Origin of the sequence: Solidesulfovibrio sp. C21, from assembly GCF_047785625.1 — a bacterium.
Taxonomy (GTDB): Bacteria; Desulfobacterota; Desulfovibrionia; order Desulfovibrionales; family Desulfovibrionaceae; genus Solidesulfovibrio.
Map to the genome: position 1 here is coordinate 79,261 of NZ_JBLODY010000008.1, position 20,492 is coordinate 99,752.

Here is a 20,492-nt window from a genome sequence, read left to right on the forward strand (position 1 = left end):
TGCCCAGAGGATATTCTACCGATCAGGTGACGGGGGTGGGTATAGACCAGATGCTTACTCGCACGGTGTTTTTTCTATTTGTATCCACCCCCACGAGTAAGAACGGGGGTTGGAGAATTACGCAACAATCGAACCTTAGGGTCAGGTGCGCCCTTGCCGCAGGTTCAAGTGTCACAGCGGCAGCAGGTTATTCGTAGGGGTAGGTTGTCCCGGCGAATTCCTTAGCCCGGGGATTGGGGTACTGCCCGGCTACAATCAATTTCTTGATGTTTTTCGAGCGATCTTCCCAATGCGTGTGGAGGAGTTGTTCGGCCTTGTGGCTCATGGGCTCTTCCAAAAAGTTTATGTATAGCGTCTGGACCTGCACGTTCTGCTGCGATGCACGCTCCTTGAAAGCGGCATCCGCACCATAAACGCCGTCGATCCGGTCCATCATGAAATCCTTGAGCTGTTTGGCGGCCGCCACGGCCCGTCCGGTCAGGCGCAAGCCGATCAAGGCTCCGGCTGGCCTCCCGGCAGGGCCGTGACGCGCGGCGTTCCCGTGAACGGATTGCGGTCAACGGCCAGATTCCAGTCATAGGCCTCGACCAGATGCGCTTCCTTGAGCACCTCGGCCGGACTCCCCAGCGCGACGGCGCATCCTTCCCGGACAAGCAGCAGCCTCTCTGCGTAGGTCGACGCCAAATTCAGGTCATGGGACACCATGATCACGGTCAAACCGCGTTCGAGACGGATACGGTCCAGCAGGTCCATCACGCGCATTTGATGGCCGGGATCAAGGCTGGCCGTGGGTTCGTCGAGCAGCAGCACCTCCGGTTCGCGACACAGGGCCTGGGCCAGCAGAACGCGGGCGCGCTCGCCGCCGCTTAAGGTTCCCAGTCCTCTTTGCGCCAGATGCGACACACCGGTCATTGCCATGGCTTGCCGGAGGGCCTCCTTGTCTTGCGGGGATTCCATCCCCAGCCAGCCCAGGCGGGGGGCCCTCCCCAGCCTGACCGTCATCTCTACCGTAAACGGAACGGCGAACTCGGGGAATTGCGGCAGATGGGCGACAGTTCTGGCGAATCGCATCGGGGATATGGCGGAGAGGTCGATACCCCAAAGCGCTATCCGGCCCTGGTAATGTCGGACGTGCCCGGCCAGGGTGCGCAGGAGCGTGGTTTTGCCCGAACCGTTCGGTCCGACGACAAGAAAGCATTCCCCCTTGTTCACGGACAGGTCGAGGGGACCGAGGATGCGTCGGCCTGCGTAGTCGATACGCAGGTCTTCCACCGTGTAGGCAGCTGTCATGCCCCGCTCCTTCGTAGCAAATACAGGAAAATGGGGGCACCAATCATGGCGGTCAGCACGCCCACAGGCATGGCCCCTGCGTAAGAGAGCAGCCGGGCGATAAGATCGCAGCTTACGAGAAACCATGCTCCAAACAGCAGGGAAGCCGGTACCAGCACGCGCTGGTCATGCCCGCAAGTCAGGCGCAGCATGTGCGGACAGACCAGGCCAACGAACCCGAGAAGTCCGGTCTGGCTGACCACGGCGGCGGTCATGGTCGCAGCAGTGGTGACGAGCACGCCCTGCGCAAGACGCACCCGCACCCCGAGATTTGCGGCCGCCTCGTCGCCGAGAAGGAGCAGGTTCATCGTCTGGGACAAGGCGAAGACCAGCATGGCCCCGGCAACGACGCACAGGGCGGGGACCGGCAAAGAGCCCAGCGTGGCCGAAGACGTGTCGCCCATGAGCCAGACCAGTGTGGCGTGCAAGGTATGAGCCCTGGTCATGGAGAGGAAAAACATGATGGCGGCCGAACAGAAGGCATTGACCATGACGCCGGACAGGACAAGGGAGGGCGTTGCCACGTGCCCATCCCGTAGCGACAGGGTCACGGCCACGCCAAAGGCTGCCATTGCCCCGAAAAAGGCGAGCGGTCCGGCTCCCAGGAACGCGGGCAAACCGAGCAACATGCCTCCGACCACCCCCAGGGCGGCTCCACCGGACACGCCGAGGATATAGGGATCGGCCAAGGGATTGCGCACCAGCGTTTGGAAGACCAGGCCGCTGAGGGAAAGCGCGCCGCCGGCCAGGGCCGCCAGCAGACTCCGGGGCAGCCGCAACTTCCAGACGATGGCCAGGACGGTTGGGTCGCAGGCGTCGCTTTGGGCAAGCGCCCGCAGCACTTCGTGCAGAGGGAGGGAACTTGATCCCACGACAAGGCCGGTGGTCAAGGCCGCCGCGAGCAGCCCGGCAAGGGGCAGACAGACCAGGGCCAGCCGGAAGGGCAAGCCGGCCTCGGAATATTTCACGGCTGTTTCCCGGCCGCCGGGGTAGGCGGCTGGCGCAGCAACCGGACCAGTTCTTCCAGCCCCTGGGTCAACCTGGGGCCGGGGCGGTCGAACAAGTCTGAATCCAGAAAAAAGATTCGCCCTTGGCGCACGGCGGGCACTTCAGGCCAGGCGTTCCATTGGGCCTTGGCCGCGTCAAAGGCGTCAGTGCCCATGGTCGGGATGAGGATCACCTCGGGCCGGAAAGCGACCGCCTGCTCATTGGTCAGTTGCGGATACCCCTGCATGGCGGCACACACATTCCTGCCGCCGGCCAGTTCAAGAAGTTCGTTGATGAAGGTCCCCCGACAAGCGGCGTGCATGGGGGCGAACCCGATCTGGTAGAGCACCGCCGGCCTTGGGCCGTTGTCGCGCTCCCGGGCGACGCGTTCTATGGTCTGGCGCATGTCCCCGACCAAGCTGGCCGCTCTGTCCGAGGCGTCAAGCAGACGCCCGATTTTCAAAATAGAGGCCAGCACGGCCTCAAGGCTCGCGGTATCCAGAACATGGACCGCAACCCCCAAGTCTTGCAGCCTTGAAATGGCCTCCGGCGGAGTCATGCCGGCCACGGCCAGGCAGCAGTCTGGGCGCAGGGCCACAATGCGTTCAAGATCGGGCCGGGCATACGACCCTACCCTGGGGAGACTTTTGGCCACCGCCGGAAAATCGCTGTAGGTGGAAGCCCCCACGAGCAGTTCTCCGCGATCCAGGGCGTAGACGATTTCCGTCAGGCTGGGTGCCAGGGTGACGATACGGGCGGGATACCGGGGGGAAGGCTGCGCCTCGGGAGGCTCCGCCGCTGCCTGAGGTGGAAACAGCCAAGCGACGCAGCAGGCGAGCAGGACGCCCAGGAAAAGGCGGCGACAGCTCTTCATCGGCCCGCCTCCCAGGAAATGGAGGAGGAAAGCGCCTCCATGACCGCCCTGGCCAGCATCTCCCCGAAAAGGACATGCTTGCCGCAAAAGCGCAGTGAAGGCCCCTCCCCGCAGGCCATGGCCGCGCAATCGGTGCCTGTGCCGGTAGCCACAAGCCCGCTGACTGGGCTTACGATGCCGTGCTCGGACAAGACTGCGGCTTTGGCTTCAGTCATGATCATGAGGGCCTCCAGCAAGGCGGCGTCCGTGAGCGCGGCATTGGTGGCCGCCAGGATATTGATGGTTCCCGCCGGCAATGCGCCGGCGTTTCCATCCCGGCAATCGGCCTTGTCTCCGGCCCGTCTGGCATTGGCCAGCCCGGCCGTCAATACGACGCAAACAGCCACGCCAGACTCGCTACGCCAGGCGACCCGGCAGGAGGCCATGGAGGCGGCGGTCATCATGCCCATGGCCGGACCGGGCCAGCGGCGGTCACGAGCGTAGCGGCCAAGGGTCGTCTCGGGAGGCGGATACTCGGCCGGGGTACGCGTTCCATCCTCGTGGACGCGGACAATGAACATGTGCCGCGCCCTGGCCAGCCCCCCACCAAGCGGAGACCAACCGCAAGCCCGCCAAGCGTCCGGCAGTATCAAGCGTGCATGGCGCTGCGTACGTTCCAAACCAAAGCCCGCCAGTTCCGGCGGCGCGCCAGGAAGCTCCGCCAACCGTCGGCAAGCCGGCTCAGAACTCGTAGCGCAGGCCAACGCCAATCGTCCTTCCCGGCATAGGGTAGCCGTCAACGTAGCTGTACCGTTCATCCCCGAGATTGTTAACGAAGACATATGGTTCCAATTTTGCGACGGGCTTGAAGGAAAGCCTGGCGTTCATGACGAAAAACGGGTCCTTGTTTACGACCGAGCCGTAACGGGCGCTGTTCGTGTTCCAGTCGATCACCTTCTGGGGACCTTGCCACTGTCCATTCAGATTGAGCGTGACCCAGGAGTCGAACCCGAACTGCACACCGGGAGTCAGGCTATATTCGGACAGGTTGAGCACCGTGTCCGTGCCGCGTGCATTGACCAAGGCATCGTCTTCTTCACGGCGTTCCAGGTACCAAATGGCGTTGAGAGACGGCGTGACCGTAAGCCTGTGTGATCCGACGGACCAGGAAGTGGTGTAACGTGTGAACGCCTCCAGGCCGGCCAGCCGCCAACCGGCGGAATTGACCCAGGTCTGCCAGTTGGTTTCGCCGCCAACCGTGGTCGTGGTAGTCGTGATCGCGTTGGTGTAGAACGTGTAGAAGCCGGTTCCGGAGAACTTAAGGCCTTTCCAATCGATATCGAATCCGCCTTCCCAGGTGGTGCTGGTCTCGGGAAGCAGGCTTGGGTTGCCGATGGAGTTGGTGCCGGAATTCCGGTAGAGGCCACAGAATTTATAGGCGTCCGGCGGGGTGAAGGCGGAGCCGGCGGAGGCGCGCAGGGAAAGCCAGGTGAGCGCCCGCCAGGTGATGCCGCCCCGCCAGCTCGCATGGTCCATGGTGCGCGACTGGCCGGCTACATCGGTGAAGGCATCATTGTCGAGAATGCGCAGGTCGTAATTGTCGTAGCGCAGACCGGCCAGAAAGGTGAATGCGTCGATGTCGACTTTTTCCTCACCGTAAAGGGACCAGTTCGCGTAGTTGGAATCCGGGGCGTACACGCCGTCCCCGTATCGGTGCTCGTGGATGTTCCGGTATTGCCCGCCAAGGGTGAAACGCCCCACTGAAAAGGTGGGGACGGTGACGCGTCCATCCACACCCGCTTGATTCGTTACGAAGGCGCTTTTTTGGTAATAGGGCGTATCGGTATCAGCGTAGTCGTGCTGGTTGACCCAGGTTGCCACTCGCCACTCCACATCATGCAACGGGGTGGCTCCGTTGTAGATGGCGGCGAAGTTCTTCATGGCGTCCTGGATTCTGGCCGTGGGGGTGGGCGCATAGGTGGGGCCGGGATCGCCCACGTCCCAGGCGTTGAAATAATTCCCGAAGATGTGGAAGGTGTGATTTTCCACCGGGGTCAGGGTCGCGGTTCCCGACGCGGCACCGTCATGGTAATCGGTATTGCGGTACTGCCAGCCGCCGCCGGCGTCGTACTGTTCCACGGTGGTCACCCGGCCGGCCAGGGAAAAGCCCAGTCTGCCGTCCGGGCTTCCGCCCTGCAAAGAAGCTCTGGGCTGAAACCGATTGAAGTTGCCGTATTCCGCTTCGGCGGAACCGGAGGGGGGGCCGTTGCCCCGCTTGGTGATGATGTTGATGACGCCGCCCATGGCCGAAGCCCCGTACAGGACCGATCCGGGACCGCGCATGATCTCCACGCGTTCCACGTTATCCAGGGGAATCAGCGCAAGATTGCCCGAGCCGAAGGGGTTGCCGTCCACCAGCACCAGGGTCTTGGCATCCATGTTCGCCCCTGGCGAAACATAGGTGTCGAACCCTCGCAGGCGAAAACTCGTGTAAGCGCCTGGGTACTGAATGGTTGTGCCCGGCGATTTCTGGGCGATCAGTTCGCCCAAGGTGTCCACGCCAAGCTGGTTGATTGTATCCCGGCTGAGCATCTCGACATGGACGGGGACCTCGCTGGCCGGAGCCGGGGTAGCCGTGGCCGTGACGAGCATTTCGGGAAGGTCGAACGTTTCTTCCTGGTTCTCAGCCGCCAGGGCCAGACAGGGCAAGACCATGACAACAGCCAGCGCAGCCAGTGCGCAACGCATAAAAAAACCTCCTGCTTCGTGAAAGAAGAGGAGGGCTCGAGGAAACACAGACACGACATCCCACCAATCAGATGAGATGTTGCCCATGGGTCGGCTCTGCCTCGAAGCCCGCCATGACTTCTCGCAGGCTGGTCTCCCGGCTCAAGGATCGTCCTACTCACCGCGCCTTCCCATCCGCGCCTTTTGCGCGGACAGTGGCTGAGTGCGGTTTTCGTCCCCTTTCACGGTTGCGGGCCAGCGCCGGTTTTTCACCGGACTTCCCATTTAGCCGCATCGCGGATGCGGACCTGCGAGTTCAATAATGCAGAGTAGTTGCCCGGCTCATACAGATATTGTCAAGCCGGATTCCCTCTTGCGCCCTCTCCCGAGGGGACGGGCACCAGCGCTGCCAAGAGTATAGGAGCGTGTAACCTTCGTAGCCAATCAGGAACACACTACCGAGGGTCTATCGATCACGATACGCACGCGCCAAATCCACAAAGGCCCTCAGGTAATCGATGTCGACGTCTGCCTCGCGAATACCGAGGAATATTTTCTTGTCTATGCCTTGCGCTCCCAAGCGCACCGGGAACACGGCAAATTTGCCGGCATTCTCTTCGACCAGCCAACGCGGCAAGGCGGCCACGCCCCGGCCGCTGGCCACCATTTGGAGCATGATCTCAGTGGTTTCAATCCGCTTGTGCTGTTTGGGGATGATGCCGGCAGGCGTGAGGAATCGGGAATAAATATCGAGCCGATCAATGTGGACCGGGTAGGTGATCAAGATTTCCACTGCAAGCTGTTCCGGCTCAATATGGCTCGCTGCGCGCAAGGGGTGGTTCGGCCCGACGACCAGCACCTGCTCATAGTCGAACACCGGCTCGAAATATAAGCCCGTTCCCGCCGCAGCATCGGTCCCAATCCCAGCCATTCAAAAAAGGCTGTAGTGATAACGCGGATGGCCCGGCAGCCGAAGTACCGGCCTTCGTCGCTCAGGCCCCTCGGCTGAGTCACCGCCATGAAGCCGGCTGGCCTCTCTGATCTGCCTGATGGCGCGTTCGCAACGGCGCTGCTCCAACCCGGAGTCGCGAACGATGGTCTTCATATCGATGTCGATAAACCCATTGGCCAGGGTGGGCAGGCCAAGGCACAGGGACGCTAAGTCGAGGTGGGAGAGTAGCGTCTCCAAAACCACGAGACAGGCCTCGCGGCGTTCGCTCCGGATTTTGCGGTTGCCCTTGGTCAGCAGGGGGGGACATTTTTTGGGATGATCATACCAGACCTTGGTTCGCTCGGCGGCCAGGGAGAGGATACGCGGAAGCCCGCCCTTGCCCTTGCGGATGGGAACAGCCGGCGTTAATTTAGGCAGGTCCGGATCGTGACCACACCGGTTGCCTCTCCCCTCGTGAACAATGAAAGGAGACCTGAAATGGGTATCGACATTGCCTGTAGACAATGCCGCCCCCTAGAGGTTTTTGAGGGAATATTTTTGTTCCGGGACTATTCCGGGACTGAGAGGTGTTTGGGACGGGTGAAGAAGGTTATGTGACCAGGGTGATTTTGTTGTGTAACCATTTGTAATGATTACTGGCGCGCCCGGAGGGATTCGAACCCCCGGCCGGCGGATTCGAAGTCCGACGCTCTATCCAGCTGAGCTACGGGCGCGTGAACCTTCCTTAATTGCCCAAACGGCACCCCGTCAAGGCACAAACAAGGAGATCCGGCCGGCATGAGCGCCGCCCCCCCCGACGACATCCCCCCGAGAACCGTGGCCGTTTCGGCGGAACTGCGCCCCATCTTCGCCCGGTTTCTGGCCATACAGAACGAGCACATCGCGGAACTCGAAAGCGCCCTGGCCGCCCGCGACGGCGAAGCCCTCTGCCGGCTGGCCCACACCATCCGGGGATCGGCCGCCACCTTCCAGCTCCCGGAAGCGGCGGACATGGCCCTGGCCCTGGAGGAAACCGTCGCCCGCGCCGACCTTGCCGCAGCCGGCCGCCTTATCGCCGCCCTGGCCCGCTATTTCCACGAGACGGACATCGAATTCGTCGCGGCCCCGACCAAGGACGCGACGGTTGCTTCCGCCAAAAAAAGCCCCTAACATATTTCAACCGGCCCTGCCGCCGGGACCGGGGGCTCCATCATGCGCTTTCTCATCGTGGATGACGACGAAAGCATTATCCTTTTCCTGCGGACCTTTCTTTCCGCCTACGCCGAATGCCTCACCGCCTGCGACGGCATGGAGGCCCTCTCCGCCTTCGAGGCCGCCCTGGAGGAGGACAGGCCCTTTACCGCCGTCTTCATGGACATCCTCATGCCCGGCATGGACGGCAATGAAGTGGTCCAGGCCCTGCGCCGCATCGAGGACGCCCACAACCCGGCCGAACGCTTCAAGCTCATCATGATTTCGGTGCTGACGGACACCAAAAACGTCAGCGAATCCTTCTTTCACGGCCGGGCCGAGGCCTACCTGCCCAAGCCCCTGCGCCGCGAAACGCTGTTGGCGGAACTGGCCAAGCTTGGCCTGATTCCCCCGCCGCCCCAGTCGCCATAACGGCCGCGCCGCCCCGGGCGGAAACGGCATTCCCGTTCACGGGGCATCGTTTTGCAAAGACGGACTCCCGAAACCGGCGGCTGTCAGGACGCCGGCCCGGCCGCATGCTGGGTGATGAAAAAGGCGCTGCTCCAGGCCATGGCCTCGCTGGCGCAGGTCTTGACCGTTTCCAGGTCGAAGCCGAGCTTGCGGGTCAGGTCGTCGAGGCGCACCCAGTCCGCGTCCTCGATACAGGCCACGAGGTCGAGCAGCGGCTCGTATTCGCTCTGGGTTTCGCGGCGAAGCGCCGCCTTGAGCGTTTCTTCCAGGGGCAGATGCTCGGTCACCTTGGCCATGGGCATGCCCAGGATGGCGTCGAGCAGGGAAAAAAGCCCCAACAGGAACAGCGAGCCCGGATTGAAGTCCCAGTAGTCGTAGCGCGTGGCCACAAGCTCCAGAAACCGCGCCCGTCCTAGGGAAAGTTCGGCCAGCTCGCGCGGCATGTCGCCGTGCTGGGCCATGTCGGCCAAAAGCACGGCCCGCAGCCAGTTGCGCATCGTGATCGAGCCCAGGAGCATGATGGCCTGGCGGATGGACTGGATTTTTTGCGGAAAGCCGAAAGCGGCGCTGTTGAGGTAGGACAGCAGGCGGAAACTCACGGACACGTCGGCGGAGATTCCCTTGGCCAGGGCGTCCACGTCCGGGTCCTCGGCCTCGATCAGGCGCAGCAGGGTGAACCGGCTCATCTGGTGCGAGGTGAGCCGCCGCTCGGCGATGATCTCGGGTTCCTTGAAAAAACGCCCCTGGAACAGGGTGAAGCCGGCGGCCTTGAGGGCCTCGAACTGCTCGAGCCCCTGCACCCTGGAAGCGAGCAGGATCACCTGGCGGCCCCGGGCGGCGTCCAGAAAATCGCGGGGATCGGCCCCGGAGCCGGCGTCGAAGCAGAGCACGTCGGCCAGTTCGGCCAAGCCGGGCGTGGAGGCCATGCCCGGCCCGGAATCCAGGGCCAGGACGTAGCCGTCGGCCCGCAACTGGCGCACGGCGGCCGTAAGCGCCTCGGGCTGCGTCACCGCCCCCACGGCCTTGACCACGCCGTGGGCCGGCGGCAGGGCGTACGGGGCCTTGGCGAGCAGCCCGACCTCGTCAAAGGGGGCCACGACCTTCTTGCCCCGCTCCACGGCATGCTGCACGCCCATGTACGAGGAAGAAGCCAGGGAGTCGGCCACCTGTTCGCGGTCGGCAAAGCAGGCCAGGACCTCGCAGGCGTCCGAGCCGCCCTGGATCTCATACCCCCACAGCTTGCGCTTGACGTCGAACAGGGCCTGTTTGGCGAAAAAAAACGGCGTGGCGCTGGTAGCTTCCGTTTCGGTCATGGCGGTCTCCCCGTGATTGACGGTGCGTCCGGGCGAACACCTTCGGTCCCCGACCCTGCCGTAATCATGCCCGAGCCGGCCGGCCTTGACAACGCCTTTTCCCGAATATGCGGCGCGTTACACCGGCGACGGCGTCACAAAACGGGAAGTTCGCCCTCCGTCGCCGCCGGCAGGCTGAAGGTGAAGCGGCTGCCCTTACCCGGCGTGCTCTGCACGTCGATGACCCCGCCATGGGCGAAGAGCACCGCCCGCACCAGCGACAGCCCAAGCCCAAGCCCCCGCCGGGACCGGCTCTTGTCGGCCCGGTAGAGGCGTTCGAAGATGCGGGGGATGTCCTCGGCGCCTATCCCCTCGCCCGTGTCCGCCACGCACACCGACACAGCCCCGTCGTGCAGCCGGCCGGAAAGTTCCACCCGGCCGCCGGCCGGGGTGTATTTGACGGCGTTGTCCAGCAAATTGGCCAGCACCTGGCGCATGCGGTCCACGTCGGCCACCACCGGCAGCCACCCGGTCGTATCAACGACCACGGCAACTCCTTTCTCCTCGGCCACGTACTGGTACAGCTCGGCCGTCTCCCCGATCAAGGTGGCCATGTCCATCGGGCCCAGGTGCAGGCGCATGGCCCCGGTCTCGGCCTCGGAAATGTCCATGAGGATATCGAGCATGGACACCATGCGACGGGTCTCCTCGGCGCAGTCGAGCAGGGCCTCGCGCAGGGCGTCGGGATCGGTCTTGGTGGCGGCCACCTCCACGGCGGCCAGGGTCCGGGTGGCCGGGGTGCGCAGGTCGTGGGCCACATTGTCCAACGCCTCGCGCATGCCGGCTAGAAGGGCCTTGATCTTGTCAAGCATGGCATTGAAAAGCAGCGCCAGTTCGTTGAGTTCGTCATCGGACCCCACGGCCGGGACGCGGGCGTCCATACGGCCGGTGTCGATGGCCCGCACGGTGTCGATGAGGTTCTGGATGGGCTTGAGCACGCGCCGGGCCAGCACGAAGCCGGCGGCCAGGCCGATCAGCGCCACCGGGGCCATGATGCCGGCGAAAATCACCCGGAACTGCCGCAGCAGCCGCTCGCGGTCGCTGGCGTCCTTGCCCATGTACACCACGCCGCCGCCGGGAAGCGCCCGGGAGGCCACTTCGAGCAAGGCGGCATCCTTTTTCTGGGGCAGGAAAAACCACTGGATGCCGGCGCTCGGGGCGTCGTTCTCGAGTTTTTCCGGCAAAGGCGGCAGGTCGGACGGGGAAAGGTTGAGCAACTGCTTCCCGTCGGCGTCCACGATGCGCAGATAGTATTCGTCGTAGTCGTAATTCTCGCGCTCGGTGCGCACGAATTCCAAAAGCCCGGTCAGCCCCTTTTTGAGGCCGATGGAGGCGTATTCGCGCAGCTTCTGGGCCATGGCCACCCGGTCGCCCTCGCGCACGGCGTCGGAGAGCAGCGAATAGGCCAAAAGAAACAGGATCAGCGCGCTGGAAATGAAAATCAGGGAATAACGGACGGTCAGACGAACGGTGGTGGAACGGAACAGCGCCCTACTCTTTAAGGACATACCCGACCCCGCGCAGGGTATGCAGCATCTTCTTGTCCCAGTCCCGGTCGATCTTGTTGCGCAGCCGGCACACGAGCACGTCCACCAGGTTGGTCTGGGGATCGAAATGGTAGTCCCAGACATGCTCCATGATCATGGTCTTGGACAGCACCTTGCCGGAATTGCGCATGAAGTACTCGAGCAGGGCGAACTCGCGCGGCTGGAGTTGCACGGCGGTTTCGCCGCGATGCACCTCCCGGGTGAGCAGGTTCATGGACAGCTCGCCCACGGTCAGCCGGGTGGGTTCGGACACGCTGGAGGAGCGGCGGATGAGCGCCTGGACCCGGGCCAGCAGTTCGGAAAAGGAAAAGGGCTTGGAGATGTAGTCGTCGCTGCCGGTTTCGAGTCCCCGCACCCGGTCCTCGACCGAGCGCTTGGCCGACAGGATGATAATGGGCGTATTGACCTTGCGCCGGCGCAGTTCCTCGATGACCTTGAGCCCGTCGAGTCCCGGCAGCATGACGTCGATGACGGCCACGGCGTACGGTTCGGTCGCGGCCAGGTGCAGCCCGTCCAGCCCGTTGGCGGCATGGTCCACGGCGAATCCGCTTTGGCGCAGGCCGCCGATGATAAACGACGCGATTTTCTCGTCGTCCTCAACGAGCAGAATCCGCATGGACCGTTTTTCCTTGTCCCGTACATCAGGGGGCGCGGGGATGGCGCACCCTTTTCCCGCACGTTCTTTTGGCATGGTGTACATGGTACGGCTCATAAAGGCCAGTGGGCGGGAGCGCCACAGATTTCACTTGTTTTTCACATCTGTAATCGCCCGGCAAGGCCGCAGCAACCTGCCGGAATATTGTATATTTCATCTTTCATGGCTGTAATGCTGGCGTAAGTGGCCGGAAAGGGGTCCGGGCTTAGACCCCAGGTGTCGACTCGGGAAACATGTCGCCCGGTCGACGCGGGGGCACCGGCCCATGTGGGGGCCCGCCTCGTCGGCTGGGGGGGATTCGCCAGATTTTCGAACGTCGCTTAAGGAGCGCAATCATGAAAAAGATCATCGTCTTCACCGTCATTTCCTGCCTGCTCGCCACCTCCATGGCTTTCGCCGGCACCAAGAAGAAGAAGCATAAAAAGCCCACCAAGAGCGACAGCTACTCTGTCGTCGAAATGCTGAAGGCCAAGAAGAAGGCCAAAAAGGCCACCACCCCGGCCAACTAGGCGCCGGTTTGTCTTGATGCGGCCTTCGGGCCGCGAGAAGGCCGGGGCTTTCCCCGGCCTTTTTTTGTCTGGTCGGACGTCCGGGCCGAAGCTAGGCCGGGCGCGGGCGCGTACGGCCCTTCCCGGATGCCGTATGCCGGCTCACCGGAATCCTTGCCGAAGCGCGGCGGCCGGCCGCCTTGACTTGCCGCCTTGATTCGGCAAGGATTCCGGAAAACGGTTCCTGTCGCCGTTTTTCGGAGTCACCCCATGCTTGTAGCCGATCTGATGACCAGCCAATTGCGCTGCCTGCGCGAGTCGGACAGTCTGGCCGACGCCATGTCCCTCATGCAGGAGCTTTTCGTCCGCCATATCCCGGTCACGGACGAAGACGGACAACTCGTGGGGCTCGTGACCCAGCGCGACATGCTGTCCCTGGAAAACAGGAAAGACCCGGTCACGGCGCTTAGGGACGTCATGCACACGGACCTTGTGACCGTTTCCCCGGACACGGCCCTGCGCGCGGCGGCCGAAACCATGATCTACAACAAGTTCGGCTGTCTGCCCGTGGTCGAGAACGACCGGCTGGTCGGCATCATCACGGAAACCGATTTTCTCAAACTCGCCATTTTCCCCATCGCTCCCCGGCGCGACGCATCGTAACGGCGCGCCCGGTCGCAAGCCAAACGGAGGTGTCCCCCCATGACCCCGTTGCGTCACCTGCCCGTCCTGGTCTTGACCCTGCTTTTCGCGGCGGCCCTGTGTCCCCGCCCGGCCGACGCATCCGACCTGACGCGTTACAAGGAGTTGCGCAGCGACTTCGTCAAGGTGACGGACATCGAGGAGCGGGTGCGCACCGAGGAAAAATACGTGCCCACCGGCGACAAGGTGACGCTGCAAAAGGTGCCGTACAAGGAAGTCATCGTTACGGCGGAACTGCGGCGCAAACCGCCCTCCAGCATGGATTCGCTTTTAAGCGACCAGGCCAACCCGCTGCTTCGCATCTGCATGTCCCGCTTCGACGCCACGGGCAAAGCCCTCGACGACGACTGCCAGTCCCTGCATTTTCAAAGCATGGTCAAGGGCAACGTGGGCACGGCCATCTTCCGGCTCACCGACGACACGGCCCGGTACGAATTCCGCATGGCCCAAAAGCCAGGGGACAAGGGCTCGTCCATCAAGTTGTGGTACCCCACCAATTAGCGACCGCCCGGCGAACACCCTTCATGGCGGTTGCGTGAAGAAACCTTCCTGCGCTACCATGCCGTTATGACGTTGCCGGACTCCCCGGCGGCATCATAACACGCTGCTTTTGCGTGGCAGGGAGTTTTCATGACGCCTCCCCGCATTCTGATCGGCGAGCAGGACCGTGCCGCGGCCGCATATCTGGCCGGGCTCCTCGATAAAAACGGCTACGTGCCGCTCGGGCCCACGGCGTCCTGCCGGGAGACCCTGGAGCAGGCGGACGCCCACCGGCCGGATCTGGCCGTCCTGCGCCTCGACCTCGAAGGGGCCTGCGACGGCGCGGACGCGGCCGGGCTGCTGCGCGAAGGGCACGGCATCCCCGTTATTCTCCTGGCCCGAAACGGCGACGCCTGCCGGCTCGAACCGGCGCGCCGGGCCCAGGTCACCTTCCTCCTGTCCCATCCCCCGGACGAGCAGACGCTCCTGGCCGCCGTGGAAACGAGCCTGGCTCGGCAGCGACTGGACAGGGCCCTGGCCAAGGGCAAGGCCCAAAGCCGCGCCGTGTTCGCCGCCGCGACCACGGCCCAGTTCCTCCTCGACGCGGACGGCCGGCTGCTCGACGCCAATCCGGCCGGGGAAAAGCTCTTTGCCCGCCTGCCCGGAAGCCTGACCGACGCGTCCCTCGAGGCCGTCCTGGGCCCGGAGGCCTGGAGCCAGGTATCGCCGCTGCTCCCCGCGGCCCTTGGCGGGGAAACGACCCGCGCCCGCGTCCTGGGCCGTCTGCCGGACGGCCGCGCCATCCCCCTGGCCCTCACCTTCGTCCCCCTGCCCGCCGGCGACGGCCCCCGGCTGCTGCTCGAGGCCGGTCACGCCCGCGCCCTGGGCCTGCGGCCGGACCAGCCGGACCTGGAGCTGGGACGTTGTCCCGATGGTTTTTTCGTGCTCGACGCCGAGGACCGGCTGCTGGCGGCCAATGCCGCCGCCTGGGGCATTTTCGGCCTATGCGGCCCGCCGGCCCATGGCGCGCCCGTGTCCGAGGTCCTGCCCGAGGAGCTGGCCACCGCCCTGTCGCGCGACGCCAGCCGGGTCATTGCCTGGAACGAGCCGGTCAAAAAGGAAGCAACCGTATCCATCGGCGGCGCGGACAAGACGCTGCTGCTGGCGCTTTTTCCCATGGGCCACGACGAGGATTCGCGCCTGGCCGGCGGACTCGTCACGGACATCACCGACCGCAAACGCCTGGAAAGCCAGCTGGCCCACATGGCCTTCCACGATCCGCTGACCGGCCTGCCCAACCGCTCCCTGTGCCTGGACCGCATCCGGCAGGCCATCGAGCGCTCCAAACGCCGCGACAACTACCAGTACGCCGTGATCTTCCTCGACCTCGACCGGTTCAAGGTCATAAACGACAGCCTGGGCCACCACATGGGGGACAGGCTCCTGGAGGGCGTGTCCAAGCGGCTTCGGGAATGCGTGCGCGGGCTCGACACGGTCTCGCGCCTGGGCGGCGACGAATTCGTGGTGCTGCTCGAGGAAACCGGCTCCTACCGGGAGATCGTGCGCATCGTCAAACGCATCCGCAGCGCCGTCGGGGAAGTCTTTCAGTTTTGCGACCACGACATCCACGTCACCTGCTCCATGGGCATCGTCATCAGCCCCTGCCTCTACGACAAGCCCGAGGAGCTCCTGCGCAACGCCAACATCGCCCTGCACCGGGCCAAGGGCGAGGGCAGAAACCGCTTCAAGGTCTTCAACACCCGCATGCTCGAAGACGCCATCCGGCTGATGGACCTGGAAAGCGCGCTGCGCCTGGCGCTTGACCGGGGGGAATTCTTCCTCGACTACCAGCCGATCCTGTCGCTTCGTGATCGCAGCCTGCAGGGCTTCGAGGCCCTCGTGCGCTGGCAGCGCCCGGGCAAAGGCGTGGCTTCGCCAAAGGATTTCATCCCCGTAGCCGAGGATACCGGGCTTATCGTGCCGCTGGGGCTGTGGGTGCTGGAAGAGGCCTGCCGGACCATGGTGGGCTGGCAGACGAATTTCCCGCAGGTGCGGGCCATGTCCATGAGCGTGAACCTGTCGGCCAAGCAGCTCACCCAGCCGACCCTGGTCGAGGACGTGGAGCGCATCCTGCGGAGCACCGGACTCGATCCACGCGCGCTCAAGCTCGAAATCACGGAAACGGTCATTATGGACAACCCGGAGGTGTCGATTCTGCGGCTCAAGCGCCTCAAGGAGCTTGGCGTGCGCCTGTCGGTGGACGATTTCGGCACCGGATACTCGTCGCTGTCCTATCTTCAGCGCTTTCCCATCGATACGCTGAAGGTCGACCGCACCTTCGTCAGCGAGATCGAGGCCAACGAGAACCGCAAGATCGTCGGCGCGGTGGTGGCCCTGGCCCACAGCCTGGGCCTCGACGTGGTGGCCGAGGGCGTCGAATTGGAGACCCAGTCGGCGGTGCTCAACGATTTCGCCTGCGAGTCCGGGCAGGGGTTTCTTTTCTCGCGGCCCATCGCCGGGGAGGCTGTGGAGCGCATGCTCGACAAGGAAGCGTAGCTGCCGTCGGCCCCCCCAAAAAAGCGGGCGGTCCTTTTCGGGGGCCGCCCGCTTTTTGCGCTATCCTGCAAGGCCATTTATTCGGCCATGAGCTTCCTGATGCGGTCCTTGAGCTCCCGCAGCCGCGCCAGCCGTTCGCCCAGCGCCTCCTGCTTCTCCCGCTCCTTGGCCACCACCTCGGCCGGCGCGCGCGACACGAAGTCCTCGTTGCCGAGCTTTTTCTCCACGATGGTCAGTTCCTTGACCGTCTTCACCTCTTCCTTGGACAGACGCAGAAACTCCACGTCGAAATCCACCGCCCCGGAAAGCGGCACGTAGAGGGCGCAGGTCCCGGCCGCCGTGGAGGCCGACGCCTTGGGCGCGGTGATCGTAAGCCCGGCCTCGAAGCATTCGAGCTTGGCCAGAAAGACGATCATGGCCGTATTGGCCGTAAGCGAAGCGACCTCGCTGTCGCTGTCGGCATGGACCAAGGCCGTCAGCTTCACGCCCGGATTGATGTTGAGCTCGGCCCGGATGTTGCGCACCCCGACCACAACGGCCTTCAAAAGCTCCATGTCGGCCTCGGCCGTCTCGGAAACCAGCCCCGGCCGCGCCTCGGGATAGGGCATTCGGGCCAGGTTGGGATCGGCCACGCCCGGCAGCTTGCTCCAGATCTCCTGGGTGACGAAGGGCATGAACGGGTGCATGAGGGTGAGCACTTCGGAGAGCACCGCGTACAGCACCCGCTTGGCCGCGCCCTTTTTGGCCGCATCCTCGCCGCCAAGGTCCACCTTGGCCATCTCCAGATACCAGTCGCAGAATTCCCGCCAGAAAAAGCCGTAGAGCTCCTGGGCCGCATCGTTGAACTGGTAGCTCTCGATCGAGGCCGACACCTTCGCCTTGAGCCGCTCCAGGCGCGACAGGATCACGGCATGGCACAGTCCGGCCTTGGCCGCCTCTTCCAAAGAAATATCCGGCGCGCCTTCGCCGATGTGCATGAGCGCGAACCGGGCTGCGTTCCAGATCTTGTTGACGAAATGGCGGTAGCCCTCGATGCGCTCCTCGGACAGCTTGATGTCGCGGCCCATGGCGGCAAAGGCGGCCAGGGTGAACCGCAGCGCGTCCGTGCCGTAGCGGTCCATCATGGCCAGGGGATCGATGCCGTTGCCAAGGGATTTGCTCATCTTGCGGCCCTCGGCGTCGCGCACCAGGGCGTGGATGTAGACCTCTTTAAACGGCACGTCCTTCATGAAATGCAGGCCCATCATCATCATGCGGGCCACCCAGAAAAAGAGGATGTCGAAGGCGGTGCTGAGGACCGTGGTCGGGTAAAACGTCTTCAGTTCCTTGGTCTGGTCGGGCCAGCCCAGGGTGGAAAACGGCCACAGGGCCGACGAGAACCAGGTGTCCAGCACGTCCGGGTCCCGGGTAAGGGTCGTCGCGCCGCACTTCGGACACGTTGTCGGGTCCTCGCGGGCAACGATCAGCTCGCCGCAGGCCTCGCAGGTCCAGGCCGGAATGCGGTGCCCCCACCAGATCTGGCGCGACACGCACCAGTCGCGGATGTTGTCCAGCCAGTCGTAATACGTCTTGGTCCACTGGTCGGGCAGGATGGTGGTGCGGCCGTGTTCCACGGCCTCGCGGGCCGCCCTGGCCAGGGGGCCGGTTTTGACGAACCACTGCTTGGACACATACGGCTCGATGACCGTGCGGCAGCGGTAGCACTCGCCCACGTTGTGCTCGTAGTCGCGGATGTCGTCGAGGAGCTTTTGTTCTTTGAGGTCCTCGATGATGATCCTGCGCGCCTCGGCGCGGTCCAGGCCGCGGTACTTCTCGGGCGCGTTCTCGTTGATGTTGCCGGCCTCGTCCTGCACGGCGATGACTTCGAGGTGGTGTTTGCGGCCGAGCTCGAAGTCGTTCATGTCGTGGGCCGGCGTGACCTTGAGGCAGCCGGTGCCGAATTCCCGCTCGACATAGGCGTCGGCGATGATCGGCAAACGCCGGCCGACCAGCGGCAGGATGGCGTGCTTGCCCACGAATTCCTTGTAGCGTTCGTCTTCGGGATGCACGGCCACGGCCGTGTCGCCAAGCAGGGTTTCGGGGCGGGTGGTGGCGATGGTGAGGAAGGTGTCGGGCATTTCCTCCACCGGGTAGCGGATGTGGTAGAGTTTGCCGATATGCGGCGCGTACTCCACTTCCAGGTCGGCCAGGGCGGTATGGCAGCGCGGACACCAGTTGATGATGTAGTCGCCCCGGTAGATGAGCCCTTCCTCATACAGGCGCACGAACACTTCGCGCACGGCGCGCGAGAGGCCCTCGTCGAAGGTGAAGCGTTCCCGGGTCCAGTCCACGGACGCGCCGAGGCGCCGGATCTGGTTGAGGATCTTGCCGCCGTATTCCGCGCGCCACTTCCAGACTTCCTCGATGAAGGCTTCGCGGCCGATGGCCTCGCGCGAGACGCCCTTGGCGGCCAGGGAGCGCTCCACCACGTTTTGCGTGGCGATGCCGGCATGGTCCGTGCCCGGCACCCACAGGACCTTGCGGCCCCGCTGGCGATGATACCGGCACAGGATGTCCTGGATGGTGATGTTTAAGGCATGGCCCATGTGCAGGGCCCCGGTCACGTTGGGCGGCGGGATGACGATGCTGTACGGTTCGCCCGGCCCGTCGGGGTCTGGGGTAAAGGTCTTGTCTTCCTGCCAATATTTGATCCACCGGGCCTCGACATCGGCCGGTTCGTATCCCTTGGGTAGGGCCTCGCTTGTCATGCTGCGCTCCTTGGAAAAAGGCGGCGCAAAAGCGCCGCTCAAGCGGCCTTGGATACAAAAGATCGCCGCTGTTGTCACTGTCCCGCGCCCGCGTCCGGCCGACCGTCTTGCCGCCCACGCGCCGAGACGCTAGGTTGCCCCATGGCCGCGCGCTTTCTGGTCCTGTGGGACCATTCGTACTTGTGGGGATTGCTGTTATGCCGAGGGCTTGCCGCCCTGGGGGCCGACGCGCGTCCCGTCAGTTGCGCGCAGGTCGCCGCCGGGGCGCTTTGGCGCGAGCGGCCGACCGCGCTCTTCGTCCCCGGCGGATTCGCCCGGCGCAAGTTCGCCGCCCTGGGTCCGGCCGGCACGGCGGCCATCCGCGACTACGTGGCCAAAGGCGGCGTCTACTGCGGCTTTTGCGGCGGGGCCGGGCTGGCCCTGTCCCATCCCGACGGGTTGGGCCTTTGCTCCTGGACGCGCCGGGCCTTCACCGACCGCCTCGACCATCTGGTCAGCGGCCACGTGCGGCTGCGCCTGGACCCGGATTCGCGCCTGACCCCGCCCGACGTTCCCCCGGCTCTGGCCGCCCCGGTCTGGTGGCCGGCCGGATTCTGTCCGCCGGAAGACGGCCCGGACCCGGACGTGGCCGTGGTCGCCGCCTATGCCGGGGCCGAAGCGGACCTGCTTTTGGCCGACATCGCCCTTGGCGGCATGTCCGAGGCGCTTTTGGACCAGTGCCGCGAGCGCTTCGGCGTCACCCTCACCCCGGCTTTTCTCGAGGGCGGGGCCTGCATGCTCTCAGGCCGCTATGGCCAGGGGCGCTACGTCCTGTCCCATGCCCACCTGGAAACGCCGGATTCGCCCCAGGCCAATGCCTGGCTGTCCCATCTGCTCACGGTTTTCACCTGCGGCGACGCCTTTGGCCGCGTCGTGCCGGCCTGGGACCCGGCAGCCGCTCCGGCGCGCTTCGATGACCAGCACCTGACCGAGGCCAGGCAGGCCATGGCCGCCGCCATCCTGGCCGGCCGGCAGGCACGGTTCCTTTTTGCGCGAAACACCTGGCTGCTCGGCTGGCGACCGGGTATGCCCGGCTTTCCCCTGTCCAACCTGGCCGCCATGCTGGCCGGCGCGGCCGCCCTGCCCCCGACCGAGGCAGCCCTCGCCTACTGGCGCGAGGTCGGCGGTGATTTCGCCGCGCATATGCAGGACTTCGCCACGCGGCTGGAGACGTTCTTCCCGGCCCGACGCCTCGAAATCACCCTGTCCCTGGTCGACGGCCCGGCCACGGCCGATCCCGACCTCGTGGCCGAACGCCGGGAACTCTTCGGCCAGGGACCGGGCGGCGGCGGCCTGTGCGCCGCGCTGACCGACACCCTCGACGGCCTCCTGCTGCGCTTACTGCAAAAAGAGCTTTGAAAAGGAAACCGGGGGGAAACTTTTCTGTAGAAAAGTTTCCCCCCGGGCCCCCCTTCCAAAGACTTTTAACGATTACAA

At 64.4% G+C, this 20,492-nt stretch carries 18 protein-coding genes, 1 tRNA gene, 1 pseudogene and 1 riboswitch; of the genes and pseudogenes, 7 read left to right on the forward strand and 13 right to left on the reverse strand.

Going from position 1 to position 20,492, the window contains the following annotated elements:
* Positions 1-187 precede the first annotated feature (187 nt).
* The 9 genes and pseudogenes from ACMZ6R_RS04685 to ACMZ6R_RS04725 all read right to left on the reverse strand — a co-directional run.
* Positions 188-499, reverse strand: a pseudogene (locus tag ACMZ6R_RS04685) (iron hydrogenase small subunit); the annotation flags it as partial.
* The gene (locus ACMZ6R_RS04690) at positions 493-1,290 is read right to left on the reverse strand and encodes an ABC transporter ATP-binding protein (RefSeq protein ID WP_416109722.1); all 798 of its coding nucleotides are present in this window, start codon (positions 1,288-1,290) and stop codon (positions 493-495) included. The pseudogene ACMZ6R_RS04685 and the gene ACMZ6R_RS04690, both read right to left, overlap by 7 nt.
* Entirely contained in the window at positions 1,287-2,297 is a 1,011-nt protein-coding gene (locus ACMZ6R_RS04695; RefSeq protein WP_416109723.1) for a FecCD family ABC transporter permease, read from the reverse strand. The genes ACMZ6R_RS04690 and ACMZ6R_RS04695 overlap by 4 nt, the downstream gene beginning before the upstream one ends.
* Positions 2,294-3,190 (reverse strand): ABC transporter substrate-binding protein, encoded by an 897-nt coding sequence (locus ACMZ6R_RS04700; protein ID WP_416109724.1) that lies wholly within the window; start codon positions 3,188-3,190, stop codon positions 2,294-2,296. The genes ACMZ6R_RS04695 and ACMZ6R_RS04700 overlap by 4 nt, the downstream gene beginning before the upstream one ends.
* Positions 3,187-4,011: an adenosylcobinamide amidohydrolase gene (locus ACMZ6R_RS04705; protein ID WP_416109725.1), complete on the reverse strand. Its 825-nt coding sequence runs from the start codon at positions 4,009-4,011 to the stop codon at positions 3,187-3,189. The genes ACMZ6R_RS04700 and ACMZ6R_RS04705 overlap by 4 nt, the downstream gene beginning before the upstream one ends.
* Positions 3,911-5,917, reverse strand: a complete 2,007-nt coding sequence (locus ACMZ6R_RS04710) for a TonB-dependent receptor plug domain-containing protein (protein ID WP_416109726.1) — start codon at positions 5,915-5,917, stop codon at positions 3,911-3,913. The genes ACMZ6R_RS04705 and ACMZ6R_RS04710 overlap by 101 nt, the downstream gene beginning before the upstream one ends.
* A gap of 108 nt (positions 5,918-6,025) precedes the next feature.
* Positions 6,026-6,223, reverse strand: a riboswitch (cobalamin riboswitch).
* A gap of 139 nt (positions 6,224-6,362) precedes the next feature.
* Positions 6,363-6,827, reverse strand: coding sequence for a LysR substrate-binding domain-containing protein (locus ACMZ6R_RS04715; protein ID WP_416109727.1), 465 nt, complete (start codon positions 6,825-6,827; stop codon positions 6,363-6,365).
* Complete coding sequence (locus ACMZ6R_RS04720; RefSeq protein ID WP_416109728.1) at positions 6,828-7,352, reverse strand: hypothetical protein; 525 nt, start codon at positions 7,350-7,352, stop codon at positions 6,828-6,830.
* 132 nt (positions 7,353-7,484) lie between these two features.
* Positions 7,485-7,561: transfer RNA gene (locus ACMZ6R_RS04725), tRNA-Arg, on the reverse strand.
* Between the two features lie 64 nt (positions 7,562-7,625).
* Between ACMZ6R_RS04725 and ACMZ6R_RS04730 the strand changes: the two genes are divergently transcribed.
* Together ACMZ6R_RS04730 and ACMZ6R_RS04735 are read left to right on the forward strand one after the other, a co-directional pair.
* Entirely contained in the window at positions 7,626-7,997 is a 372-nt protein-coding gene (locus ACMZ6R_RS04730) for an Hpt domain-containing protein (protein ID WP_416109729.1), read from the forward strand.
* A 42-nt stretch (positions 7,998-8,039) separates the two neighbouring features.
* Positions 8,040-8,450: a response regulator gene (locus ACMZ6R_RS04735; protein ID WP_416109730.1), complete on the forward strand. Its 411-nt coding sequence runs from the start codon at positions 8,040-8,042 to the stop codon at positions 8,448-8,450.
* Between the two features lie 83 nt (positions 8,451-8,533).
* Here ACMZ6R_RS04735 and ACMZ6R_RS04740 read toward each other — a convergent pair whose 3' ends face one another.
* From ACMZ6R_RS04740 to ACMZ6R_RS04750, 3 genes are all read right to left on the reverse strand, one after another.
* Positions 8,534-9,802: an EAL and HDOD domain-containing protein gene (locus ACMZ6R_RS04740; RefSeq protein WP_416109731.1), complete on the reverse strand. Its 1,269-nt coding sequence runs from the start codon at positions 9,800-9,802 to the stop codon at positions 8,534-8,536.
* Between the two features lie 134 nt (positions 9,803-9,936).
* Positions 9,937-11,349 (reverse strand): sensor histidine kinase, encoded by a 1,413-nt coding sequence (locus ACMZ6R_RS04745; RefSeq protein WP_416109732.1) that lies wholly within the window; start codon positions 11,347-11,349, stop codon positions 9,937-9,939.
* A complete protein-coding gene (locus ACMZ6R_RS04750; protein WP_416109733.1) occupies positions 11,333-12,004 on the reverse strand; it encodes a response regulator in 672 nt (223 codons plus the stop codon). The genes ACMZ6R_RS04745 and ACMZ6R_RS04750 overlap by 17 nt, the downstream gene beginning before the upstream one ends.
* A 374-nt stretch (positions 12,005-12,378) precedes the next feature.
* Between ACMZ6R_RS04750 and ACMZ6R_RS04755 the strand changes: the two genes are divergently transcribed.
* The 4 genes from ACMZ6R_RS04755 to ACMZ6R_RS04770 all read left to right on the forward strand — a co-directional run bounded on the left by ACMZ6R_RS04755 (position 12,379) and on the right by ACMZ6R_RS04770 (position 16,269).
* Entirely contained in the window at positions 12,379-12,552 is a 174-nt protein-coding gene (locus ACMZ6R_RS04755) for a hypothetical protein (RefSeq protein ID WP_416109734.1), read from the forward strand.
* 249 nt (positions 12,553-12,801) lie between these two features.
* Complete coding sequence (locus ACMZ6R_RS04760; RefSeq protein WP_416109735.1) at positions 12,802-13,194, forward strand: CBS domain-containing protein; 393 nt, start codon at positions 12,802-12,804, stop codon at positions 13,192-13,194.
* Between the two features lie 39 nt (positions 13,195-13,233).
* Positions 13,234-13,734 carry a hypothetical protein gene (locus ACMZ6R_RS04765; RefSeq protein WP_416109736.1) on the forward strand — a complete coding sequence of 167 codons (501 nt, stop codon included), beginning with the start codon at positions 13,234-13,236 and terminating at the stop codon, positions 13,732-13,734.
* A 129-nt stretch (positions 13,735-13,863) separates the two neighbouring features.
* Positions 13,864-16,269 (forward strand): EAL domain-containing protein, encoded by a 2,406-nt coding sequence (locus ACMZ6R_RS04770; protein WP_416109737.1) that lies wholly within the window; start codon positions 13,864-13,866, stop codon positions 16,267-16,269.
* 77 nt (positions 16,270-16,346) lie between these two features.
* On the opposite strand, the gene ACMZ6R_RS04775 is transcribed toward ACMZ6R_RS04770, so the two are convergent.
* A complete protein-coding gene (locus tag ACMZ6R_RS04775; RefSeq protein WP_416109738.1) occupies positions 16,347-19,016 on the reverse strand; it encodes a valine--tRNA ligase in 2,670 nt (889 codons plus the stop codon).
* A gap of 141 nt (positions 19,017-19,157) precedes the next feature.
* On the opposite strand from ACMZ6R_RS04775, the gene ACMZ6R_RS04780 reads away from it, so the two are divergent.
* Positions 19,158-20,414, forward strand: a complete 1,257-nt coding sequence (locus ACMZ6R_RS04780; protein ID WP_416109739.1) for a BPL-N domain-containing protein — start codon at positions 19,158-19,160, stop codon at positions 20,412-20,414.
* The last annotated feature ends 78 nt before the right edge of the window (positions 20,415-20,492 follow it).

Bases quoted from the DNA above. Each gene is read 5' to 3' on its own strand.
- ACMZ6R_RS04690 (WP_416109722.1), bottom strand. From the start codon at position 1,290: ATGACAGCTGCCTACACGGTGGAAGACCTGCGTATCGACTACGCAGGC.
- ACMZ6R_RS04700 (WP_416109724.1), bottom strand. From the start codon at position 3,190: ATGAAGAGCTGTCGCCGCCTTTTCCTGGGCGTCCTGCTCGCCTGCTGC.
- ACMZ6R_RS04705 (WP_416109725.1), bottom strand. From the start codon at position 4,011: ATGTCTTCGTTAACAATCTCGGGGATGAACGGTACAGCTACGTTGACG.
- ACMZ6R_RS04710 (WP_416109726.1), bottom strand. From the start codon at position 5,917: ATGCGTTGCGCACTGGCTGCGCTGGCTGTTGTCATGGTCTTGCCCTGT.
- ACMZ6R_RS04715 (WP_416109727.1), bottom strand. From the start codon at position 6,827: ATGGCTGGGATTGGGACCGATGCTGCGGCGGGAACGGGCTTATATTTC.
- ACMZ6R_RS04730 (WP_416109729.1), top strand. From the start codon at position 7,626: ATGAGCGCCGCCCCCCCCGACGACATCCCCCCGAGAACCGTGGCCGTT.
- ACMZ6R_RS04735 (WP_416109730.1), top strand. From the start codon at position 8,040: ATGCGCTTTCTCATCGTGGATGACGACGAAAGCATTATCCTTTTCCTG.
- ACMZ6R_RS04740 (WP_416109731.1), bottom strand. From the start codon at position 9,802: ATGACCGAAACGGAAGCTACCAGCGCCACGCCGTTTTTTTTCGCCAAA.
- ACMZ6R_RS04745 (WP_416109732.1), bottom strand. From the start codon at position 11,349: ATGTCCTTAAAGAGTAGGGCGCTGTTCCGTTCCACCACCGTTCGTCTG.
- ACMZ6R_RS04750 (WP_416109733.1), bottom strand. From the start codon at position 12,004: ATGCGGATTCTGCTCGTTGAGGACGACGAGAAAATCGCGTCGTTTATC.
- ACMZ6R_RS04755 (WP_416109734.1), top strand. From the start codon at position 12,379: ATGAAAAAGATCATCGTCTTCACCGTCATTTCCTGCCTGCTCGCCACC.
- ACMZ6R_RS04760 (WP_416109735.1), top strand. From the start codon at position 12,802: ATGCTTGTAGCCGATCTGATGACCAGCCAATTGCGCTGCCTGCGCGAG.
- ACMZ6R_RS04765 (WP_416109736.1), top strand. From the start codon at position 13,234: ATGACCCCGTTGCGTCACCTGCCCGTCCTGGTCTTGACCCTGCTTTTC.
- ACMZ6R_RS04770 (WP_416109737.1), top strand. From the start codon at position 13,864: ATGACGCCTCCCCGCATTCTGATCGGCGAGCAGGACCGTGCCGCGGCC.
- ACMZ6R_RS04775 (WP_416109738.1), bottom strand. From the start codon at position 19,016: ATGACAAGCGAGGCCCTACCCAAGGGATACGAACCGGCCGATGTCGAG.
- ACMZ6R_RS04780 (WP_416109739.1), top strand. From the start codon at position 19,158: ATGGCCGCGCGCTTTCTGGTCCTGTGGGACCATTCGTACTTGTGGGGA.